General features: G+C 53.6%; 19 protein-coding genes. 13 read left to right on the top strand and 6 right to left on the bottom strand.

All coding sequences use genetic code 11. The annotated features are described in order from the left end of the window. Window positions 1-31 precede the first annotated feature (31 nt). The 10 genes from pdxH (at window position 32) to ACYVHB_RS15910 (ending at window position 10,597) form a co-directional block, all read left to right on the top strand. Window positions 32-673, top strand: coding sequence for a pyridoxamine 5'-phosphate oxidase (pdxH, locus tag ACYVHB_RS15955; protein ID WP_461052757.1), 642 nt, complete (start codon window positions 32-34; stop codon window positions 671-673). A gap of 164 nt (window positions 674-837) precedes the next feature. Further along, complete coding sequence (locus tag ACYVHB_RS15950) at window positions 838-2,400, top strand: MFS transporter (RefSeq protein WP_461052756.1); 1,563 nt, start codon at window positions 838-840, stop codon at window positions 2,398-2,400. Window positions 2,401-2,472: 72 nt separating this feature from the next. Next, complete coding sequence (locus ACYVHB_RS15945) at window positions 2,473-2,694, top strand: DUF6814 family protein (protein WP_461052755.1); 222 nt, start codon at window positions 2,473-2,475, stop codon at window positions 2,692-2,694. Window positions 2,695-2,777: 83 nt separating this feature from the next. Further along, window positions 2,778-4,673 carry an acetate--CoA ligase gene (acs, locus tag ACYVHB_RS15940; protein WP_461052754.1) on the top strand — a complete coding sequence of 632 codons (1,896 nt, stop codon included), beginning with the start codon at window positions 2,778-2,780 and terminating at the stop codon, window positions 4,671-4,673. 170 nt (window positions 4,674-4,843) lie between these two features. After that, window positions 4,844-5,878 carry a M4 family metallopeptidase gene (locus ACYVHB_RS15935; RefSeq protein WP_461052753.1) on the top strand — a complete coding sequence of 345 codons (1,035 nt, stop codon included), beginning with the start codon at window positions 4,844-4,846 and terminating at the stop codon, window positions 5,876-5,878. 29 nt (window positions 5,879-5,907) lie between these two features. Beyond that, complete coding sequence (locus tag ACYVHB_RS15930; RefSeq protein ID WP_461052752.1) at window positions 5,908-6,198, top strand: protealysin inhibitor emfourin; 291 nt, start codon at window positions 5,908-5,910, stop codon at window positions 6,196-6,198. A 198-nt stretch (window positions 6,199-6,396) separates the two neighbouring features. Continuing rightward, complete coding sequence (locus ACYVHB_RS15925) at window positions 6,397-7,827, top strand: PQQ-dependent sugar dehydrogenase (protein ID WP_461052751.1); 1,431 nt, start codon at window positions 6,397-6,399, stop codon at window positions 7,825-7,827. A 40-nt stretch (window positions 7,828-7,867) separates the two neighbouring features. Then, window positions 7,868-8,596, top strand: coding sequence for a 3-keto-disaccharide hydrolase (locus tag ACYVHB_RS15920; protein ID WP_461052750.1), 729 nt, complete (start codon window positions 7,868-7,870; stop codon window positions 8,594-8,596). 149 nt (window positions 8,597-8,745) lie between these two features. Continuing rightward, the gene (locus ACYVHB_RS15915) at window positions 8,746-9,291 is read left to right on the top strand and encodes a Uma2 family endonuclease (RefSeq protein ID WP_461052749.1); all 546 of its coding nucleotides are present in this window, start codon (window positions 8,746-8,748) and stop codon (window positions 9,289-9,291) included. Window positions 9,292-9,397: 106 nt separating this feature from the next. After that, complete coding sequence (locus tag ACYVHB_RS15910; RefSeq protein WP_461052748.1) at window positions 9,398-10,597, top strand: hypothetical protein; 1,200 nt, start codon at window positions 9,398-9,400, stop codon at window positions 10,595-10,597. 47 nt (window positions 10,598-10,644) lie between these two features. Here the strand turns inward: ACYVHB_RS15910 and ACYVHB_RS15905 are convergent, their stop codons facing one another. From ACYVHB_RS15905 to ACYVHB_RS15895, 3 genes are all read right to left on the bottom strand, one after another. Then, a complete protein-coding gene (locus ACYVHB_RS15905) occupies window positions 10,645-10,824 on the bottom strand; it encodes a hypothetical protein (protein WP_461052747.1) in 180 nt (59 codons plus the stop codon). Between the two features lie 17 nt (window positions 10,825-10,841). Next, window positions 10,842-11,216 (bottom strand): Uma2 family endonuclease, encoded by a 375-nt coding sequence (locus tag ACYVHB_RS15900; RefSeq protein ID WP_461052746.1) that lies wholly within the window; start codon window positions 11,214-11,216, stop codon window positions 10,842-10,844. A gap of 69 nt (window positions 11,217-11,285) precedes the next feature. Continuing rightward, window positions 11,286-12,755: a gluconokinase gene (locus ACYVHB_RS15895; protein ID WP_461052745.1), complete on the bottom strand. Its 1,470-nt coding sequence runs from the start codon at window positions 12,753-12,755 to the stop codon at window positions 11,286-11,288. A 68-nt stretch (window positions 12,756-12,823) separates the two neighbouring features. On the opposite strand from ACYVHB_RS15895, the gene ACYVHB_RS15890 reads away from it, so the two are divergent. After that, complete coding sequence (locus tag ACYVHB_RS15890; protein ID WP_461052744.1) at window positions 12,824-14,401, top strand: FG-GAP repeat domain-containing protein; 1,578 nt, start codon at window positions 12,824-12,826, stop codon at window positions 14,399-14,401. A gap of 87 nt (window positions 14,402-14,488) precedes the next feature. On the opposite strand, the gene ACYVHB_RS15885 is transcribed toward ACYVHB_RS15890, so the two are convergent. From ACYVHB_RS15885 to ACYVHB_RS15875, 3 genes are all read right to left on the bottom strand, one after another. Continuing rightward, the gene (locus ACYVHB_RS15885) at window positions 14,489-15,499 is read right to left on the bottom strand and encodes a type I phosphomannose isomerase catalytic subunit (protein WP_461052743.1); all 1,011 of its coding nucleotides are present in this window, start codon (window positions 15,497-15,499) and stop codon (window positions 14,489-14,491) included. A gap of 74 nt (window positions 15,500-15,573) precedes the next feature. After that, window positions 15,574-16,254, bottom strand: coding sequence for an Abi family protein (locus ACYVHB_RS15880; RefSeq protein WP_461052742.1), 681 nt, complete (start codon window positions 16,252-16,254; stop codon window positions 15,574-15,576). A gap of 158 nt (window positions 16,255-16,412) precedes the next feature. Further along, window positions 16,413-17,645: an ROK family protein gene (locus tag ACYVHB_RS15875; RefSeq protein ID WP_461052741.1), complete on the bottom strand. Its 1,233-nt coding sequence runs from the start codon at window positions 17,643-17,645 to the stop codon at window positions 16,413-16,415. Between the two features lie 204 nt (window positions 17,646-17,849). Between ACYVHB_RS15875 and ACYVHB_RS15870 the strand changes: the two genes are divergently transcribed. Both ACYVHB_RS15870 and ACYVHB_RS15865 read left to right on the top strand, forming a co-directional pair. Next, window positions 17,850-21,179 carry a SusC/RagA family TonB-linked outer membrane protein gene (locus ACYVHB_RS15870; protein WP_461052740.1) on the top strand — a complete coding sequence of 1,110 codons (3,330 nt, stop codon included), beginning with the start codon at window positions 17,850-17,852 and terminating at the stop codon, window positions 21,177-21,179. 19 nt (window positions 21,180-21,198) lie between these two features. After that, on the top strand, window positions 21,199-22,803 hold the full coding sequence (locus ACYVHB_RS15865; protein ID WP_461052739.1) for a SusD/RagB family nutrient-binding outer membrane lipoprotein: 1,605 nt from the start codon (window positions 21,199-21,201) through the stop codon (window positions 22,801-22,803). The last annotated feature ends 24 nt before the right edge of the window (window positions 22,804-22,827 follow it).

Below are 22,827 nucleotides of genomic sequence, written 5' to 3'. Positions count from 1 at the left end.
CCCGTGAAAAGCCGGTAACCAACCCCTCTTGATGCCCTCAGCAATCAGTGATTTACGAAAAGAATACGCACTCAATGGCCTGGACAAAGCTGACGTTTTGTCCGATCCCATTGCGCAGTTTCAGGTCTGGTTCGAGGCCGCGCTCGGGGCTGGTGTGCCCGAACCCAATGCCATGCACGTCAGCACCATTACCGCCGACAATCGACCCGATGGGCGGATTGTGCTGCTTAAAGACGTGTCGGACGCGGGTTTCGTGTTCTATACCAATTACGAAAGCCGCAAAGGGCGCCAGCTCACCGAGCGCCCATTTGCCGCACTTACGTTTTTTTACCCCGAACTCGAACGCCAGATCCGCATCGAAGGGCGAGTCGAGAAAGTGAGCACCGACGAGTCCGACGCGTACTTCAACAGCCGCCCGCGCGGGAGTCAGATTGGCGCGTGGGTGTCGCAGCAGAGCAGCCTTGTCGAGAGCCGCGAGGTGCTGGAGAATCGCCAGCGCGAACTCGAATCGCAGTTTGAGGGTCAACCGGTGCCGCGCCCACCCCACTGGGGCGGCTTCCGCGTAGTACCCGACATGCTGGAGTTCTGGCAAGGCCGTCCCAGCCGTCTGCACGATCGGATTCGCTACCGGAAAGAGGGTCAGAATTGGGTTGTTGAGCGGCTGTCGCCGTAGGGGAAGTGTATGCGTGGTTAGGTTTTTAAGTGTTTAGTGTTTGAGTGTGTGCGAATTTAACCTATGACACGCATGCACCTAAACACGAAATACCCGAATTAAACCGGTATAAAGCACCCACGTTGTCCCTTTTTCCATGACTACTCTTTTTACTGTTCTGCTTTATGCTCGCAAAAAAAGCCAAACCAGCCGTTGATAAACGTACGCTCTTTAGTGTCATCGGGGCCTCGTCGGTGGGGACGTTGATTGAGTGGTACGATTTTTACATATTCGGCTCGTTGGCGGCTATTCTGTCGACGCAGTTTTTCCCCAAAGACAATCCTACGGCCGCGCTGTTGTCCACGCTGGCGACGTTTGCGGCCGGGTTCGTGGTGCGGCCGTTCGGGGCACTGGTATTCGGGCGGCTGGGTGACCTGGTTGGGCGGAAATACACGTTCTTAGTCACGCTGGTGCTGATGGGGGGCAGCACGTTTGCCATCGGTTTAATTCCCGGCTATGCCACTATTGGCTTCTGGGCACCGCTGCTGGTCTTGTTGCTCCGGCTGATTCAGGGACTGGCGCTGGGGGGCGAGTACGGCGGGGCGGCAACCTACGTAGCCGAATACGCGCCCGAAGACAAACGGGGATTTTACACGAGTTTTATCCAGACAACGGCCACGCTGGGGCTGTTTGTGTCGCTGGGCGTGATCCTGATTACGCGGCAAACACTGGGCGTCGACGTGTTTGCCGACTGGGGCTGGCGGGTGCCGTTTATTCTGTCGATTGTGCTGGTGGGCGTGTCGATTGTAATTCGACTGCGTATGGCCGAGTCGCCGTTGTTTGCTAAACTCAAAACCGCCGGGACGCTCTCAAAGAACCCGTTGAAAGAAAGCTTCGGCAAGAAGCAGAACCTAAAAATGGTGTTGCTGGCCCTGTTCGGAGCCACGGCCGGGCAGGGTGTGATCTGGTACACGGGGCAGTTCTATGCGCTGTCGTTCATTCAGAAAGCCTGCAACGTCGAGTTCGTGCAGTCGAACATCGTGGTGGCTATAGCGCTGCTGGCGGCTACGCCGTTCTTCCTCGTTTTCGGCGGACTCTCGGACCGCATTGGGCGCAAAAGCATCATGCTGGCCGGGATGCTGCTGGGTATCCTGACCTACCGACCCATCTACACCGCCATGTATGGGCTGACCGACCTGAGCCAGAAACAAGAGATCACCGATGCCCGCCGGATCGACCGTAAGCAGACGAATCAACCCAACGGCGATCCAATCATCACCACCACGACTACGCACGTCTACGCCGACGGCACGACGTACAAGGAAATAACGAAGCAGACTGGCTTGGCGGTTGACGCGGCTTTGGCCAAACCGGAGCTGACGAAAGCGGTGACGATGCCGACCAACAACCTAATTCTGATGATTCTACTGGTGTTTGTGCAGGTGTTGTACGTGACGATGGTGTACGGCCCAATTGCGGCTTTCTTAGTCGAGTTGTTCCCGACCCGCATTCGGTACACGTCCATGTCGCTGCCCTACCACATCGGCAACGGTATTTTCGGCGGGCTGACCCCGTTCATTGCCACAGCCCTGGTGGCCACGGCTAACAAAGCCAACGAAGCTGTGCCGGGATCAGTCGGGAAACCATATCTGGAGGGGCTTTGGTATCCAATCATCGTGGCTGGTGTTTGCTTCCTGATCGGACTGCTTTATTTGGACAACAAAAATTACCGCACGGCGGAGGATTGACAGTCTGAGTCAGCCTCTGGCTGGCTCTTTCGCGGATCATAAACGAGGCAGCCAGTGGCTGACTCAGACTACATGCAACAACTCAAAAAATACCTCGGCGTTCTCTGGATGCTGCTGGGGGTCTACGTCGCTTACTACGGCATCACGGACAGTTGGTCCAAAATCGGCAGCGCAAACCTGGAAGACCGCGTGTTCGGCTACGTTGTGTTGTGCGTATTGGTCCCCATTGTTGTGGGTGGACTCATTTTGTTCGGCAAATACGCCATGGACGGCGAGTATTCAACGAGTGAATGAGTGAATGAGCGAAAGAGCGGATAGATTTGCGACACTCTTTTATTCACTCTTTTGCTCTTTCACGCTTTCGCTCTTTAAAAATCATGCGCATCCGAACCCTTGACGAATACCAGGCCGCTTACCAGAAAAGCGTTGAAGACCCCGAATCCTTCTGGGCCGAAATTGCGCAGGAGTTTCAGTGGCGCAAACCCTGGACCAAAACGCTGCAGTGGAATTTCGAGGAACCCAGCATCAAGTGGTTCGTGGGCGGCAAGCTCAACATCACCGAAAACTGCCTCGACCGGCACCTCGCCGAGCGGGGCGACCAACCGGCTATCATCTGGGAACCCAACGATCCCCACGAAACCGGCACCACACTGACCTACCGGATGCTCCACGATCAGGTGTGCCGGTTTGCCAATGTGCTCAAACGCAATGGCGTCGTGAGGGGCGACCGCGTGTGCGTTTATATGCCGATGGTGCCCGAACTGGCCATTGCCGTGCTGGCCTGCGCCCGCATTGGGGCCGTGCATTCGGTGGTGTTTGGCGGATTTTCGGCGCAGAGCATTGCCGACCGCATCAACGACGCGCAGTGTAAACTCATCGTTACGTCGGACGGGGCCTACCGGGGCAATAAGGAAATATCGATGAAAAACACGGTCGATGATGCGCTGATTGGTTGTCCAAGCGTGGAGCGCGTAATTGTGCTGACCCGCACCCGAACACCGGTGTCGATGCGCAAAGGCCGCGACGTGTGGTGGGAGCAGGAACTGAAGCAGGTCACGGCCGACTGCCCCGCCGAGGAGATGGACGCCGAAGACATGCTGTTCATTTTATACACGTCTGGCTCAACGGGCAAACCCAAGGGCGTGGTGCACACGTGTGGGGGCTACATGGTTTATGCCGCTTACACGTTCCAGAATGTATTTCAGTACGAGTCTGGCCAGACGTTTTTCTGCACGGCCGACATCGGCTGGATCACCGGACACAGCTACATCGTATACGGCCCACTGGCCTGTGGCGCTACGTCGTTGCTCTTCGAGGGCATCCCGACTTACCCCGACGCCGGGCGCTTCTGGGACATTACCGACAAGCACAAGGTCAACATTCTGTACACAGCTCCCACGGCCATCCGGTCGCTGATGGGTTTTGGACTCGACTTCGTAAAGGACCATGACCTGAGCAGTTTGCAGGTGCTGGGATCGGTGGGGGAGCCGATCAACGAGGAAGCCTGGCACTGGTACGATGATAATATTGGCAAAAACCGCTGCCCGATTGTCGATACGTGGTGGCAAACCGAAACGGGCGGCTGCCTGATCTCACCGCTGGCGGGCATTACCAAAACCAAACCGACCTACGCCACGCTGCCCCTGCCGGGTGTTCAACCGGTGCTTGTCGATGAAAACGGCAAGGAGATTGAAGGCAACGGCGTTTCGGGAAACCTGTGTCTGAAATTTCCCTGGCCGGGTATTCTGCGCACGACCTACGGCGACCACGAACGCTGCCGCACCACCTACTTCGCCACGTATCCAGGCCTGTACTTCACGGGCGACGGCTGCCTGCGCGACGAGGACGGCTATTACCGCATCACGGGCCGGGTAGACGATGTGATGAACGTGTCGGGGCACCGCATCGGTACGGCCGAGGTCGAAAATGCCATCAACATGCACACGGGCGTGGTCGAGAGCGCCGTTGTTGGCTATCCGCACGACATCAAAGGGCAGGGCATTTACGCCTACGTGATCATTGATCAGATGCCCGAAGACCACGACGCGGACCTGACTAAGCGCGACATTCTGGCGACCGTCAGCCGCGTTATCGGTGCCATTGCCAAACCCGACAAAATTCAGTTTGTGACGGGTTTGCCCAAGACGCGCTCCGGCAAAATCATGCGCCGAATCCTGCGCAAAATCGCTGAGGGCGAAACAAGCAACCTCGGCGACACAACAACCCTGCTCGACCCGGCGGTGGTCGATGCGATCAAAGCGGGGGCGGTGTGACGGTTAACCCTGCAAAGTCTCCAAAAAGACCTTGCAGGGCAGAAAAAAGGTAGAAATACGGGGTAAAATGGGGAAAGTCCGGGTTGACTTTGGGGGATTTATTGGAAAACTTTGCAGAACCGGCTTGTTTGATTCCGGTTCTCCAGCCACCTCCCCAATTCTACTGTCGCATGAAAAATCACCACCGTTGCAATTGTCACATTATTCCGCCCTTTGTGGTGGATCAGCTTAAGAAATCAGGCGTTGATGTAGCCTCCCAAACGAAAAGCATTGACCGGGAATTGCGGACACGCCGGGCCGAACAGCTCGCGCTTCGGAGTGCCGCCGATTCGATAATACCACCACCCGATAAGAACGCGGATCGCTTCGTGTATGATTCAAAAACGACCCAGAATCAGCGGATGCTGCTGGTGCGTAAGGAAGGAGGTGCGGCCTCCCAAGACTCCGTCGTGAACACCGCTTACGAAAACGCCGGTTCGGTGCGGGAGTACTTCAAGACGGCGCTCAAGTACCTGTCGGTGGACAATCACGGCGCGGACCTGATCCTGAACGTGCATTTCGGAAAGGCCTACGCCAACGCCTTTTGGGATGGCGACGAGATGACATTTGGCGACGGCGACGGGGAAGTATTCACGAATTTGGCCATTGCCCTCGACGTAACCGCTCACGAGCTTACGCACGGGGTCGTGCAATACACCGCTGGATTAAAATACCAGGGACAATCGGGAGCACTCAACGAACATTTTGCCGACGTGTTCGGCTCGGTGATCAAGCAGGTAGCCAAGAAGCAAACCGCAGCCACCGCCGACTGGCTCATTGGTGACGAGATCATGGGGCCGACGCTTCGAGGTCAGGCGCTGCGCTCGATGAAAGCTCCCGGCACCGCCTATGACAATGAGTTAATGGGGAAAGATCCGCAACCCGACCACATGGATAGGCTCTATAAAGGATCGGCTGATAACGGTGGGGTACACATCAACAGCGGTATTCCAAACAAAGTGTTTTTTCTGGCTGCTACGGCCATGGGAACCGACAAAGCCGCTCTGCTCTGGTTTGAGACCCTGAAAACGTTGAAGCCAACCATGAACTTCACGAGTTTCAAGACGGCATTGTTGAAGCAGGCTAAGAAATTGGCCAAAGCCGGGAGCATACCAACGGATGCAGAAAACGTGGCCAAACAATCGTTTCAGTCGGTCGGTTTGTGAGTAAAACAACCGCTTCGGCAGTCTGACCTATGAAAGTGGTGTATTCACGCGAGGGTGGCTTATTTCCCCAGGTAGCGCACACGGAGGTTGACACTACTGATCTGCCCGCCAACCTACAAAAGGTGGTCGATGCTGTTTTGGCGGACCCGAAGTCGTACGCGTCCCGGTCCATGAATACCAATCTGCGGGACGGTTACCAGTACCGGTTGGAACTAAAGAAAGGCCGCAAAAAAGTCAGCCTGACATTCGATGATTCCAGCTTACCCGACGACGTTCAGCCGTTGATTGACTACCTGCAAAAACGCACCAAAAAGCCGTAGTGAGATTAATTGTCGAGCATCGGAAATGGGCGCGTAATCGTGTACAACGTTGATACAACGTAAAAACGCCGGGCCACTGAGTCAGGCGTTTTTACGTTGTGGTTGGGTAAACTCGGTAAAGACAGACAGGCAACTTTCCGAGCAATCAGTAGAAAAATCGCAAATACCGCGTTTCTACATCAAACACATACAACCACTATGCTACGTTACACCATCGGCGCGGCCTTCGTCGCCGTTTTTTGCCTGAGCAGTTTCCTTATCGACCGAAAGCCAGCCGCCAATTCAGCGGTTCCCCGCCGGGACCGGGCCAAAACGGCCCGTGAGAATTACGAAAACTATTGCTCCTCGTGCCACGGCGAGAAAGTAGAAGCCTTCGTGGATCGCAGGTGGAAACACGGCACCGAAAAAAGTGATCTGGTAAAGAGCATTACGCACGGCTATGTCGACTTAGGCATGCCCGCCTGGAAAGGGGTCCTGAGTGAGCAGGAAACCAACGACATGGCCGACCTGATTCTGGTCAGCCTGAAAAACGTCGATCAGTATAAGTTCGCTAACAAGCCGACGTCCAACGTGTTCACCTCCGAGGGCATGACCGTTAAATTAGACACAGTGGCCAGCGGGCTTAAGTCGCCGTGGGGACTGGCTTTTCTGCCCGATGGCGGTATGCTGATTACCGACCGCTCTGGCGAGGTGTACCGGGTCGATAAAGCCGGGCAGAAAGCCAAACTGTCGGGTGGGCCGTCGGTGCTGGCTCAGGGACAGGGTGGCTTATTAGATGTGGAACTACACCCCGATTTTGCCAAAAATCAGTTGGTGTACCTGTCCTACTCGGCGTTCAAGAGCGAAGGTGGCGATACCCTGTCGACCACGGCCGTGATGCGGGCCGAACTGTCGGGTGGTGCGCTGACCAACCAGAAAGTCATCTTCGAGGCACTGCCTTACGCCAAAACCCGCCACCACTACGGCTCCCGGCTGGAGTTTGACAAAAAGGGGTTCCTCTACGTGTCGGTGGGCGACCGGGGCAACGAGAAGGAAAACCCGCAGTCATTGGAGCGCGATGGCGGCAAAGTACACCGCCTGCACGACGACGGTCGGATTCCGGCCGACAACCCGTTCGTGAAGGACAAAAGCGCACACCCATCCGTCTATTCGTACGGTCACCGCAACCCACAGGGCATGGCGATGCACCCCACCACGGGCGCCATCTGGACGCACGAGCACGGTCCGCGCGGGGGCGATGAGGTGAACATCATCAAAAAGTCGGCGAACTACGGCTGGCCGGTTATCTGCTACGGCATCAACTACGACGGTAAACCGATCACCAACCTGACGGCCAAAGAAGGCATGGAACAACCCCTCACCTACTGGCTTCCGTCTATCGGACCCAGCGGCATGGCTTTCGTGAAAGGCACAAAATACCCCGGCTGGAAAGACAATCTGATGGTTGGCTCACTCCGATTCCAGTATTTAAATCGTTGCGTGATGGACGGCAACAAAATCGTTAGCCAGGAGAATATTCTGAAAAACATCGGCCGACTCCGTAACATCAACATGGGGCTGGATGGCTACCTGTACGTATCGGTCGAGGACCCCGGGTACGTGTTCCGGCTGATGCCCGTTAGTCAGTAATGTAATGGTCTATACCTCACTGACTAACTCCTTTATTACCATGCATTTCCGATTTCTGTTACTCGCATCATTGCTCAGTTTCGCCCACTTATCGGGGCAGGCGCAAGCGCTCAATACCTTGTCGCCCCAAGAGAAAAAAGAGGGCTGGTCACTGCTGTTCAACGGTCGTGATGTGGCAGGCTGGCACACCTACGGCAGCAAGGGCGTTGGGTCAGCGTGGCGCGTGGAGCAGGGTGCGCTGCATTTGTCCGTGCCAAAACGGATGGGCAACAAAGCGGAAAACGGGGGTGACTTAGTCACGGATGCCGCGTTCTCCGGCGATTTTGAGCTTAAGGCGGACTGGAAAGTGGAGCGGCTAACCAACAGCGGCATTTTCTTCTTCGTGCAGGAAACGCCCACCTACAAAAATCCATATGACACGGGACTCGAACTCCAGGTGCTCGACAATGCGATTTATGAGGGGGCCGACGAAAACAAACACCGGGCGGGCGATTTCTTCAGCGTTGCCAACGCGCGGGTGCGGGAAGTGAACCCGGTGGGCGCGTGGAATCAGGTGCATTTCGTGCTAAAAAAGAACAAGCTAACCGTTTCGTTGAACAGCTTTACCATTCACGAACACGACCTCAGCAGCCCCGACTGGAAACAGCGCGTAGCGGCCAGTAAGTTGAAAGATGCCCCCATCGGCAAAGGTCAGTTTGCCGGTCGCATCGGCTTGCAGGACTGGGGCAGTCCCGTCTGGTTTCGCAACGTCAAGATTCGCCGGTTGTAGCGCGTTTCTGATGGAGTCATGGGCAAAACGCCGGGCGAAAACGTCCGGCGTTTTTGGTTATCTTTGGTGAAAAGACGCATACAAATATGGAAACGATAGCCACCATAGGTAACGAGCGATACGGGGTCCCGAAGTACGCTGGCCTAACTATGACTAAGGACGACTTCCTGCGTTGGGAATCGGACGATAACTACGTCTACGAATTCAACGACGGCGTACTTGAACCCACCACTGGCATGAGACAGGACGAAGACTACTTATTGACTAATATGGAGAATCGGTTTTATCAAACGGATTCATTCAGAACCGGTGACCGCTTACGCGCTGAAATGGATGTCTGGCCTACCCAAAAGCAAATGCGTCGCCCTGATATAGCCTATTTTACAGCCGACCAACTTCGTTTGATGGCCACTGGCGAATCAGTCGTCCCCAGTTTCGTTGTTGAACTCTTATCTGAGAGTGATATCGAAATAAAAAGTCTGATTAAACGACATGAATACTTCGCGGCCGGTGTGAGGGTCCTTTGGTGGGTATATCCTTTGTACAAAGAAGTTTACGTCTATACCTCGCCCAAAGAAGTCTACGTCTATACCTCGCCCAAAACCGTCACCATCTGCACCGACGATGACATGCTGAGTGCGGCCCCGGCCCTGCCGGAATTGACAATGACGGTAGCGGAGTTGTTCAGGAAATAACCTTGTATCACCGGCTTATTTAACCCATAAACTATTTGTAAGTTACCGTCTTATGAAATCCTTTAAACCGGCTCTACCAAGAAAGAATATCCACCGTGTTGTATGGTTGCTTGCCTTGGTAATCCTGAGTAGCTGGCAGTTGCTTGACGACGAACCTGCTTTTCCGTACCAGCTAACCAGTCAGATTATAGACTCGTACAAAAAAGACACGACACACAGTCGAATTTACATGGCGTCTTACGCCTTCTCGTACATTGGCGACTATCAGCAAGCTTTAGTCTATCTTGATCAGGAAGACGCAAAAAAGGAACGCCTGGCAACCAGTGATAGCCTTAACTTTCTCACTTTTAAACCAATAGATGCTAAAGAATACATCATACAACGGGCCAAAAACGAACAGATTATTATTCTTAATGAAGCGCACCACATTCCCATACACCGGGTGTTCACATCGACTCTACTGAAAGAATTGTATCAGTCAGGTTTCCGCTATCTGGGTGCGGAGACATTGAGCCACGAAGATAGTTTGCTGAATCAGCGCAAATACCCCACTTTAGCATCAGGCTATTACACGAAAGAACCTCAATACAGTAACCTGATTCGGGAAGCTCTTCAACTTGGCTATCAGTTATTTCCCTACGAAGCCGCTACTCCGGAAGAGTTCGCCAGTGGCAAAACCAGGGAGATTGCTCAAGCCCGTCACATCGAAACAATAATCAAGCGAGACCCCAAAGCAAAGATTCTGATTCATTGCGGTTATTCTCACGTTATTGAGACTCCCTTAGAAAGTGATTGGGAAAAGGCGATGGCAGGTCGGGTAAAAGAGTTCACCGGAATCAATCCGTTTACTATCAATCAACAACGATGGACCGAGTCGGGTGAGTCGTCAAAAGAGGAGCCTTTGTATAAATTGATGAACGTCAAAAAGCCTTCTGTCTACATCAATGCAGCCGGGAAAGCCTACCCCGCCACAACTGCTGCCCAAACTGATATTCAGGTTGTTCATCCCCGCACCACATACCGGCACGGCCGCCCAACTTGGTTGTATAGAGACGGCGGGTGGAAACCTTACTTTCTGACGAAAGAGCAGTTATCGTTTGATTTTCCGTGTCTCGTTCTGGCCTATCGGGCGGGCGAAACCAGCAGCCGAACGAAGCCATTCGATCAGGCAATACCCGTAGATGTTATTGAGTTGAAACGGGCAGACGAGAAAAAAGCCTTGGTGCTGCCTTCGGATAATTATCGGATCATCTTGTTGGGCCAGGACGGAAAACAAAAGGAATTTACGTTGGCTCACAAAAACTGAACGGCAGCTTGCGGATCAACAACGACTCATTGAGTTTTAACGTAACCTCACTCCTCCAAAATCTCCGCCAGTACCGTTTCAAAGCCCACTAATACATCCTCACCCGACAGTGTTTCGATGAAGGTTTTAGTTTCGGCGGGTTGGTCGGGGCGGTAGATATACGTGATTTTTTCGTCGGGCGAAACCAGCCACGCCAGCCGGACGCCGTTGGCGAGCCACTTCTCCATCTTCGCTTTTACGGCATTCAGGTTGTCCGAATCACTGACCAACTCTCAGGAGCGAGATACGGAAATGAATGTTTCTCTTTTTTGCTCAATGCTTCCCAGCGTTCGCGCCGAATCCAAGCCACATCGGGAGCCTTCATGGATTTGTCGTTCAGAAAAAAACCGCCGTTTGAATCAACCACTTTACCGGCTTTAGTTTTGCGGTTCCAGATAACAAATTCACCGTTCAGTTCGCTGTTATTTGTACTTGTCAGAAGGTGGGTGGGAGACATATCGATGAATAAATCTCCGTTCTCATCGCGCTCAATCTTCAGTTCAGGATTAGCCAGACAGAACCGGACTAATTCTTCATCGGTGAAGCGGTCGAGTTGGGGAATATTCAGGGGCAGTTGCATAATCGGGTGCGTTTTCAGCAATTGACAAATCTACCGAATCGGGGAGTGCATTCAAAGCAGGTCAACTTCTCAATATAACCGGCCCATTCCCCCCTGCCACTTTTCAACTACGTCGATGTAGGTTCGGTGCCGCGCCGGGTCCGGCTCGAAGGTGTCGCCGAACGCCACCCGTTCGGCGGCTTCGTCCAATGAGGGAACTAAACCAACGGCTTTCATCGTCAGCAGGATCGCCCCCATCGAGCCACTTTCGTTGCTGGCGTTGAGCCGCACGGGAATACCGGCAATGTCGGCCAGCATCTGCACCCAGAACGTCGACTGCGCAAAGCCCCCGTTGGCGTGAATCACCCGCGCCGGACCAGTGTGCGCCACCAAAAGTTCGTTGATGCTGAGCAGGTTGAAAAGAACACCTTCCAAAGCCGCCCGCGCAAAATGAGCTTGCGTATGCTGCCAGTCGACGTGCAGGTAGGCCCCGCGCACGGTCGCGTCCCAAAGTGGGGCACGTTCGCCCTGTAGGTACGGAAAAAACAGCAGACCATCGGAGCCGGGCGGCACTCGTTCGGCGTCGGTCAGCACGGCTTCCGTAGCCTGCCGGATCAGTTTTTCGCTTACCCATTCCAGCACATTCCCGCCGTTGTTGGTTGGCCCACCCACCACGTAGTGATCGTCGTCTAAAACATAACAGAACAAGCGCCCCTGCTCGTCGCGGAGGGGTTCGCGGACGGTTTGCCGGATGGCCCCGCTGGTGCCGATAGTGAGCGTGGCCGTACCGGGTTTGATGACGCCCGCGCCGAGGTTCGCCAGACACCCGTCTGACGCCCCAATCAGCAGCGACACGCCCGTCGGCAAGCCCGTTCCGGCGGTCGCTGGCGACGGGCGGTACGGGCGTTGGTGCGTTGTTGGAACGGGACAGGCCAATTGCTCCGGCCGGACACCTGCGTAGTCCATAGCCCGTTCGCTCCATTGTTTCTTGTTGGCGTCAAACAGCCCCGTAGCGGTCGCAATGGAGTAATCGACCTCGAATGTACCCGTCAGTTTGTGCCACAGGAATTCTTTGATGGAACCGAAATAGGCCGTTCGGCGGAGCAGACGCGGATCGTGTTCCCGGAGCCACGCCAGTTTGCACAGCGGAATCATCGGGTGAATGGGCGTACCCGTTTCTTCATAGATTACCTTACCCAGTTCAGTCTGATTGGTGCGGAGGGTCGTCGCCTGCGCTTCGGCGCGGTTGTCGGACCAGAGAATGGCGTTGCCGAGTGGATCGCCGTCGGCGTCCATGGCCAGTAAACTATGCATGGCCGTGCTAAACGCGACGTGCGTGATCGTGTGGCCGCCCGCAACCACCTCACGGCTCACTTCGGCCATTACCTGCACAAAGGCCGACCAGATTTCGGCCGGGTCCTGCTCGGCGTAACCCGGTTCGGGATTGAGCGTCGTGACGGGAGCCGACGCGTGAGCAATAATCTGGCTCAGGTCGTTGGGCGGCAGGGCAAGGGCTTTCACGTTGGTCGTGCCGACGTCAACCCCAACAAAACAGGTCATAGGATACTGGTGAAATAGGGACGCAAAACAACGTGATTTTGGGGTTATATTTGTAGAAAGAGTCGATCATGTATTTTTTACGCCTGACGGTTACTGTGCTTCTTGGATTAGCGTTGCTGACGGCCTGTCAATCGACATCTTCTGAGGAAACCTCCGCCACAGTACCCACTATTCCCGCGCTTACCCAACTTACCGGAAAACAGCTTAGTCAACAATACTGCGGCAGTTGCCACCTGTACCCCGCCCCGTCGCTGCTCGACAAGGCAAGCTGGAAAGATGGGGTACTGCCCCAGATGGCTCTGCGGATGGGCCTGTCGGATAAGCGAATGAATGCGCTGACCAACTTCAATGATACAGACGAATTAACCCGAGTTCTGGAAGCAAACGCGCTGCCTGAAACGCCTATGCTCCACCCCGGCGACTGGCAGAAAATCGTCAACTTTTACACGACCGAAGCGCCTGACAAACCGCTTCCACAAGCCGCCCATGCTCCCCTGCGAACCGAGTTGCCGTTGTTTCGAGCGCGGCCGTCTGTTCAGGCCATAGACGGTTTCGTGACGCTGCTGACGTACGATTCGCTGACGAATCGTATCTGGGTCGGCGACGGACGCAGCCAAGTGTATGCTCTGAATAAGCAGCTGCAACGGGTTGATTCACTGCGGTTGAGCAGCCCGCCCACCGACCGACGCACCAACGCCGACGGAAGCGTCGACTGGCTGACGGCTGGCGTCCTGAATCCGAATGACAAACAAAGCGGCACCTGGTCGCATCAGGCACAAAACAGCCAAACGCCAACACCCCAATTGAAGGGGCTGCAACGGCCGGTTCAGGCGACGGTGGCCGACCTGAACCGCGATGGACGCGAGGACGTAGTGGTGTGTCAGTTTGGGCACTACCTCGGCAAGCTGACCTGGCACGAACGCTTGCCGCAAACCGACGCATCGAGCAACGCTTACCGCGAGCACATACTCAATGCTGTGCCCGGTGCCCGGCTGTCCATCGTGCGCGACGTTGATAGTGATGGCTGGCCCGACGTGGTGGCATTGCTGACGCAGGGCGATGAACAGGTGGCCGTGTATCATAACCTCCGCAATGGATCGTTCCGGAAAGAGACCCTGCTGCGGTTTCCATCCGTTTACGGCTCCAGCTACCTCGAATTGATTGATATGGATCAGGACGGCGATTCCGATCTGGTTTATACCAACGGCGACAATGCCGACTATTCAATCGTGCTCAAACCCTACCATGGAGTCCGGGTTTTTCTGAACGATGGTAACTTTAAATTTAAGCAGGCGTGGTTCTATCCCATGCACGGCGCTACGCAAACGGTTGTGCGGGATTTCGATCAGGATGGCGACGTCGACATTGCGGCCATTGCCCACTTCCCGGACTTTTCGCAACGGCCCAACGGTGGGTTTGTGTACTTTGAGAATACCGGCAATCTAACGTTTACGCCCCGCACCTTTCCCACAGCAAACCGGGGTCGCTGGCTACGAATGGCCACTGGCGACGTCGATCAGGACGGTGACGATGACATTTTGCTGGGGTCGTTTTTCCGGCCTACTACGCCTAATCACGTCGATCTGATGAACTACTGGCGTAAACCCGGCGCGGGAATTATGCTGCTGGAGAACCGGCTGAAGTAGTGAGTGAAAATACCCACGAGCTTCAGCCCGTGTTTTGTATTCAGCAAACACGGGCTGAAGGCTACACGCCCCGGCCGTGGGTACAACCTACGGCACGTACGTTTCCAGCACCGTCATATCGCCATCAGGCACGAGCGTTACATTAGACACCGATGCCGGGATCAGGACGCATTCACCCGTTTTGAGCACAACGCTGTAGCCGCCCGGCGCGTTGACGGTTAGCCCACCCGACACGCAGATCAGCACGACGAACGAATCGAGGTGGGTGTAGTCGTGCTCTACTTCCTGATTAAAAGTCAGCACGTTAGTTACGAAATAGTCGCTGACAACGGCGTTGGCGCTTTCGTTGAGTTTCCGCTCGTAGGGCGTTTTGTACTCGTCGTAGTGGTGGTAGTCGATGGCGTCGACGGCCAGATCGGTGTGGAGTTCGCGGGTTTGGCCGGTGGTAGCGTCTACCCGGTCGAAGTCATAAATGCGGTAAGTGGTGTCGGAGGTTTGCTGAATTTCCGCCAGTAACAACCCTTTGCCGATGTAATGTACGCGTCCGGCGGGCAGAAAAAACACGTCGCCAGCCTGGGCCGGTTCGATATTCAGAATGTCCTGAATCGTGTTGTCGGCCACGGCCTTAACGTATTCATCTTTCGTCACCTCGCGGTTGAACCCCGAATTGAGTTTTGCCCCTTCATCGGCTTGTATGATGTACCACATCTCGGTCTTGCCGTAACCAACGCCCCGTTGTTTGGCTAACTCGTCGTTCGGGTGAACCTGAATGGAGAGGTCGTCGTTGGCGTCGATGAATTTAATGAGTAGCGGAAAGCGTTCGCCGTACTGCTCGTAGACATGATTTCCGACCAGATCACCTTTGTACTGCGCTACCAGCTCGCGGAGCGACTTGCCCTGCAAACTACCTTCCTTCACCACCGACACATTGCCTTCAACATCGGACACTTCCCAAGTTTCGCCACAGTTAGGCAGGGGACGGCCCGGCCGGTCCGCCGGTGCAGTTCCGGCGAAATCCTTGCCCAGAACGGTTCTTATCTTCTGGCCACCCCAGATTTTATCTTTGAAAATGGTCTCGAACGTGAGCGGGTAAAGCATATAGGTTTTTAATTTATGGTTATGACGTTTTTGGGCAACCATATTCTTTTGAGCAATGACAGTGGCCATTCGATTCACAAACTGTTGACCTCACTAACTGTAACCAGCACATTGTCAAGTTCCTGATACAAAGCAACTGAGTCAAGACCGAGCCATTGCGTTAAGGTTATTAACTGACGATAATTAGCCTCTGCGTAGGAAGTGTCTTTGTGATGAGCCATGTTAAAACAAATCGGTTCAGAATGAGCAATGCGATTGCGAAAGCGTAATAGTTCATCAAGCCGATTATACACATCTTTTGGGCGAGTGCCCTTCGGGCGAGCCACAAAACAGCGATGAATGTTCTGACCAGCCAGGCGGAACTGTAAAGGAGCAAAAAGATTGATCCAAAACCCAAGTGTCATAGATGCGATCAAGCGATCACGGTTATATTTTACACCAAGGCTGCGAATGGCATTATCCACGTTCTTGCGGGACTTAAATCCACCCGCTTTAAACGCTGAGTTAGTAAGAAAGCCTGTACCCGTACATTGGTTCTTTAGCCATTCCTGATCAGCAAAGTGGGTGGCATAATGCATATCAACGCGGTTACGAAGGCATACCTCGAAAATGCTTAATAAAGCATAGAATAGCTGCGAAAGCTGGATGTTGAGTCGGTACAGTCTGATTGCTTTATTTGTATCCCCGCCAACAGCGATAACGTAACGGTTTAACCGAGCCGATGAAAGAGCCGCTTCGTAATCTGGGTAAGTCATTCAATCAGGTTGGAAACTTGAACTATTCCATCGAAATTAGGTTATTCCGTTGGTATTCCCACCTGTCCCTGCTCAACAGCATACAGGTGGGTTTTCGTTTTTAAGGGGTATCAGCAGGTTCCATTGGCCTCTATTCAGGCAAACTTTTAATGAGCTGATCAGACGAGCGCAACGAGGTTTTCCATTACGTACGCGTGGGTGCCCAGCCATTTGGCTGCGCCGTTTAGCTGCGTAACTTCCACCGTCAAATCATTCCGAAAACCGCTCAGGCAATGTTTATTAATAGCCTGCTCAATGGGGTTGGTAATGAACATGGCGGCCTGCGCCAATAGACCGTCGACAATAATAATTTCCGGATTGAACAGGTTGATCGCGATAGAAAGACCCTTGCCGAGTTGATAACCCGTCTCGTGGAGCATGTCGATGGCAAACGCATCCCCCTGGTGGGCAGCCTCGATAATCTGATTAATGGTGATTTGGGTCACGTCGTCCTGGTAAACGGCCAACTGCGACACGCAGCCCTCCAGCACCGCCCGCTGCACCCGCCGGACCAGCGACGAAGCCGACGTAATGGTGTCCAAGCAACCTACTTTGCCGCAGTAGCACAACTCACCGTCGGGGTCGACCTGAATATGGCCCAACTCACCCGCGAAGCCTGACGCTCCCTGGAAAACTTCACCGTTGAGAATGATGCCCAGCCCAACGCCCCAGTCGATGTTGATGGATAAGGCGTGTTTTTTGCCCTGTCCGCCCCCAAACCGGTTCTCGCCCAGTGCAGTGGCTTTCGTATCGTTGATCAGATAGACCGGTAGGCCCAGCCGCTGTTCCAGCCAATCGATCAATGACTGATCGGGTGGATTAAGATTGGGATAGGACAGATTAATTCCCCGGCGATTGTCGATCAGGCCAGGAATGGACAGACCAACGCCAATAACGTCCGTCAGGGCCAGCGTCGACTCGGTCAGCGCGTCGGTCACGAACTGAACCAGAAACTCTAAGTACCGGGTGTTATCCTCCAAGTGATGATCAACGGTGCGCTGAAAAACAATTTGCCGTACGGGGTTCACAATCATCAGGCTGGTGTCGTGCGTGGTGCTGTCCAGAACCACCACGTAATGGCCGTCTGGATTCAAACCAAAAAGAGCCGGACGCCGACCATTATTGCCTGTTGCCGTACCACTAATGGTTACCCACCGCTCGTCGATGAGGTGCTCAACTACTTCGGTGATCGACGGTACGCTCGTGTGAACAAGCTCGGCCAGATGAGCCAGTGTACACGCACCCTCCTGATACAGGTACGAAAGAACACGCCTTACCTTTTGATTTTTTTTATAAACAACTACCGATTTTTTGACGGCAAAATCGACTTCTGCTGTGGATGAGAAGGTCATATAGTAAGGTATGTACTAAATAGGGCAAAGTTATTCAGTTTATAGCAAGACTTAGCCTAATGTAACTAAAAGGCGATGCTCTTTAAATTTTTTTAATAAATGCAGACTAAATTCGTATAAAACAGTAAAATTGCATTCAATTCATTATTTTTCTATTAAACTTTCCCAATAGGTCCTCAATAGTCCATTTTATCAACTATCCCTATGGCACAAAATTTACTCAGGCTTATTGTCATGCTGATGATAAGCACACCCGCGTTGGCGCAGACGATCTCGGGTAGGGTTACGGCAGGTAATGATGGCCAGTCGCTGCCCGGCGTGTCCATTCTTGTGAAGGGCACCTCGTCGGGCACCTCAACAGATGCCGATGGCAAGTACAGCCTTCCCGCCGGGAGGAACGGTACATTGGTATTCTCCTTCATCGGTTACAAGACCAAAGAAGTTGCCATCGCCAACCGATCCGTCGTGGACATCTCGCTGGACGAAGATGCCACTCTGATCAACGAAGTGGTTGTTACGGCCCTCGGTATTACCAAGGAACAACGGGCACTGGGCTACGCGACGGCGATTGTGAACAGTGAGGCCTTGGTCAAAACCGCGAACACGAACTTTGCTACGGCGCTGTACGGCAAAGCACCCGGTGTAACCATTAACGCGACGCCCGGTGGGGCAACCAGCGCCGTCAATATTAACATTCGTGGTCTGTCGTCAATTACCGGTAATACGCAGCCGCTGATTGTCATGGATGGTATCCCCATTCGGAATGGCGAAGCACGAAACGGTGATTACTGGGGCGATCAGCGCATTCGCGGGAATGGCCTGCTGGACTTGAACCCGGCCGATATCGAAAACATCTCGATTCTGAAAGGCGCTTCGGCTGCTGCGCTTTATGGTTCGGAAGCCGTGAATGGGGTCGTGTTGGTGACCACCAAGAGCGGTAAAGGACGTAAAGGACTGGGCGTCGATTTCAGCGCGAGCTACAGCGTGGACAAAATTGCGTACCTGCCCCGGTACCAGAACGTCAGAGGACCGGGTTACATGCTGAACTACGCCAATGGCGGGCAGGATGCCAACGGATTCATATCCTACGATACCAATGGCGATGGCGTGGGCGATACGCGGGGGTTGCTGGGTGCCACGGTAAATTTCGGACCTAAGTTCGACGGACAGCCGGTGATGGCGTTCGACGGGGTAGTTCGGCCCTACTCGCCCTCCGGTAACAGCTACGCCGATCTGTTTCAGAACGCCAACAGCGCCAACATCAATCTGGCGGTTTCCAAAGCAACCGACAACACAGCCCTGCGTTTCTCGTATACGCGGCAGGATAATGGCATGATTAGCTACGGCGCGAAAAATGAAAAGAACATCATGAACCTGAACGCCAGCTTTAGTCCCAACAAAAAGCTGAAGACGGATCTGATCGTCAATTTCATTAACCAGTACACGCACAACCGGCCGTATAAAGTGGATCGTATGATCAACAACTTTACGGGGATGATGAACCGGTTTGAATCGGCCGACTGGTATTTTAACAAGTACCAGACCAGCTTAGGCTACAAGTTTGTAACCGGCACCAACCAAAGCCTGACGCCCAATGAGAACATCATTCGCAATGGCTTCAAAACGGATATTGGCGATTACGTGTGGAGCACCCGCGCCAATACCTACGACGAATACAGCAACCGGGTTATCGCCAGCATTACGCAGAGCTGGGAAATTGTACCGAATCTGAACCTGAGAGGCCGCCTGGGAACCGATTTTACGTCGGAGCGAATTGAGGACAAGAAACGCACTGAAAAACCACTGGCTTTTGGCTACTCCGGTGAATTTGGCCTCAGCAACAACCTGTACAGTAATTTCTACGGCGATCTGCTGCTTACCTACAGCAAAAAGTTGACTGAAGACATCACGATTTCGGCTTTGGCGGGTTACAATGGCTACCGGCAGTTAAACACGCTGATGCAGCGGTCAACCAATGGTGGATTGAGCACGGAGAATTTCTTCGACATTTCGGCTTCGGTTAACACGCCAACTTACAATACCGCTTTTAACAGCCGCGAACGCTGGGTCCGGGATGCTTACTTGGGTACGCTGAATTTCAACTATAAGGACATCGTCTACGTAGAAGGTACGCTCCGCCGGGACCGTACGTCGACACTGGCGCCGGGCAACAACGCCTTCGTTTATCCGTCCGTAAACTCCTCGTTTGTGTTCAGCGATCTGATTCGGTTACCGGCGGCTATCACATTTGCTAAACTACGGGCGTCTTTTGGTATCGTGGGTAACTATCCGGCGATCTACCGGGCGAACAATGCCTATACGCAGGGTAACCTGAATGTGCAGCAAACCGGCGGCAATTCTGTGCTGTATACGAATATCAGCAGCGAATACGGCAATGATCAGATTCGCCCTGAGCAGAAACGCGAGTTTGAATTTGGTCTGGACACCCGTTTTTTCAGAGATCGGCTGCGGATTGATTTAGCGTACTACAACGCGCAAATTGTTGACCAGATCCTGCCTCTGTCGATTGCTTCCAGCGCGGGAGCTAAAACTATTCTGGCTAACATTGGTACGCTCCGGAACCAGGGGCTGGAAATGGCCCTGAATATATCGCCCATCCGGGCGCAAGGCGCCAACGGCCTGAACTGGGACCTGACGCTGAACTTAGCCAAGAACAGAAACAAAGTTGAAAAGCTGGCGAACGGCTCGACCGAGCTGTTGCACGCTGATTATGACGGCAACGCGGCTCAGCTACGGTCGGTAGTTGGCCAGCCAATGGGTGATATTTACGTGCATGGCATCCTGAAAAATGCCAGCGGCCAGGACGTAGTGGGTCCGAACGGACTGTACCAATTAGACGGTGCCAACTGGATAAAAGTGGGTAATGCGATTCCCAAACTAACGGGTGGTCTGATCAACAGCCTCAGCTACAAAGGGTTTATTCTGGACATCGTTACGGACTTCCGGTTTGGCGGCCACATCATGCCGACGGGTATTAACTGGCTGACGTCGCGGGGTTTGACCGAAGAAAGCCTGACGGCCATGGATGCCGAACGCGGTGGCCTCCGCTATTATAAAGACGCAGCGGGCAAAGGCATCCAGACAACAGCCGCGGCCGGACCGAATAACGAAGTGGTCTACAACGACGGTATGCTGATGAACGGCGCATTAGCCAACGGCGAAGCCAACACCAACGTCATTTCCCAGGCTACGTATTACAACAGCACCTACAACTGGGGCGGACCGCAGTATAGCAGTGCCCGCTACGAACTGTACGTGAAAGAGAACACCTACATTAAGATGAGAGAGCTTTCGCTGGGCTACAGACTACCGGCCAGGCTGACCAGTAAAATCGGTACGCAGAACATGACGCTGTCGGTGTTTGGCCGCAACCTGTTCTTCCTCTACCGAACCATTAAGGATCTGGATGCCGAACAGACCACCGTCAGTACGCGGTGGGCAGACAATATCAATAACGCGGGCAGTAACCCGTCGTTCCGCACGGCGGGAGTAATGCTACGGGCCAGTTTCTAATCTTAAAGCACTCATGACCATGAAAAAAATAGCATCACTGTTTATAGCGGGGCTTTTGCTGGCCAACGTGTCCTGTAAAGAATCAGAGTTTACGGCCGCCTATCCCGATCCGTCCAAGATTGCTCAAACCACCGTTGAGAAGCAATTTACCGGCGTATTATTTTCCAACCGGGAATACGTGCTTCCGGGCTACCGCCACTATTTTGTGACGCTCCGGACCTCCCTCAACCATTACAACCAGGCCACGGGCTGGGTCAACGAGTCAGGTCAGTATATACCGGGTTCGTCGGGGGTAGAAGATGTGTGGTTCAACTACTACAATACGCTGGCTCAGTATCGCGAACTGCAAAAAGTGTACGCAGCGCTACCGACAGATCAGCAGAAGGACCGGCGGATTTTCATGCTGGCGGCTGCGGTTTACGTGTACGACTACACCCAAAAGATGGTTGATGTTCACGGGGCCATTCCCTTCAGCGAAGCCGGGACGCTCAGCACCAAAGGCGGTGATTACGTAGCCTCCAGCGCCAAATTCGATACGGCCGAAAGTATTTATACGTTCATGCTGGACGATCTGAAAAGCATTGCTACCGAACTGAATTCGATTACCCTCAATGCCGGGTATCAGAAGTCGTTCCAGACGCAGGATTTCCTCAACAAAGGCGATCTGACGGCCTGGAAACGCTATGCCAACTCGTTACGGCTGCGAATGCTGAACCGGGTTTCGGACGCAGAAAGCTTTAAATCCAGATCGAACACCGAAATGGCCGAAATCCTGGGCAACGCGACAACCTACCCGGTCGTGGAAACCAACGCCCAGAATATTCAGATCAATGTATATGATATCAACACAGATATTAACTCCAAAGGATTTCAGGGCGGTATAGCTTCGACGGACGGCAACTGGTTTGGCAACACGGCGGGCAAGGCGATCATCGACAACATGAAAACCAACAGTGACCCGCGCCTGCCAATCCTGTTTGAGCCGGGTGCCAATGCCGCCGGAGAATACATCGGTATTGATCCCATGGCTACCGAAGCAGCACAAACGGCCCTGTACAGTGCGGGCCAGGTGGCGATCTATAACCGGTATACGCTGAGCCATAACCAGTTTTTCCCCGGTGTGCTCATCAATGCCGCGCAGATGAACTTGATTAAGGCAGAATATTACCTGCGAGTCGGTAATGATGCATCGGCAAAAACGGCGTATGAAACGGCCATTGTCCAGTCCGTAGAATTCTATAACGGAATTTTGGCGGTTACCAACGCTACCGGAATCACGAATTCGACCATCCCGGCTCAGGCGACGCAGGCCTCTGTTGCCGCTTACATTGCTGGCAAAGGCGTGAACTGGAGCAGCGCCACAACCAGCGCCGACAAGCTAAAACTGATTGCCACCCAGAAATGGCTGCATTATAATCTCGTTCAGCCCTACGACAACTGGGCAGACATCCGCCGACTGGATTATCCGGTGCTGAATTTTCAAACCGATAATGCGAACAATCAAACCTCGCCCCCTCTTCGTTGGAGCATTCCGGGTAACGAAATCACCTACAATACAACGAATTATGAGGCTGTGCGATCAACTGACAAGCTGACAAACAAGATTTTCTGGGATGTGAAATAATCGCTGATCAGGTTCTGACCCCTA

It is taken from the genome of Spirosoma arcticum, from assembly GCF_054779955.1.
This window is presented reverse-complemented; position numbering and strand designations above follow the sequence as displayed.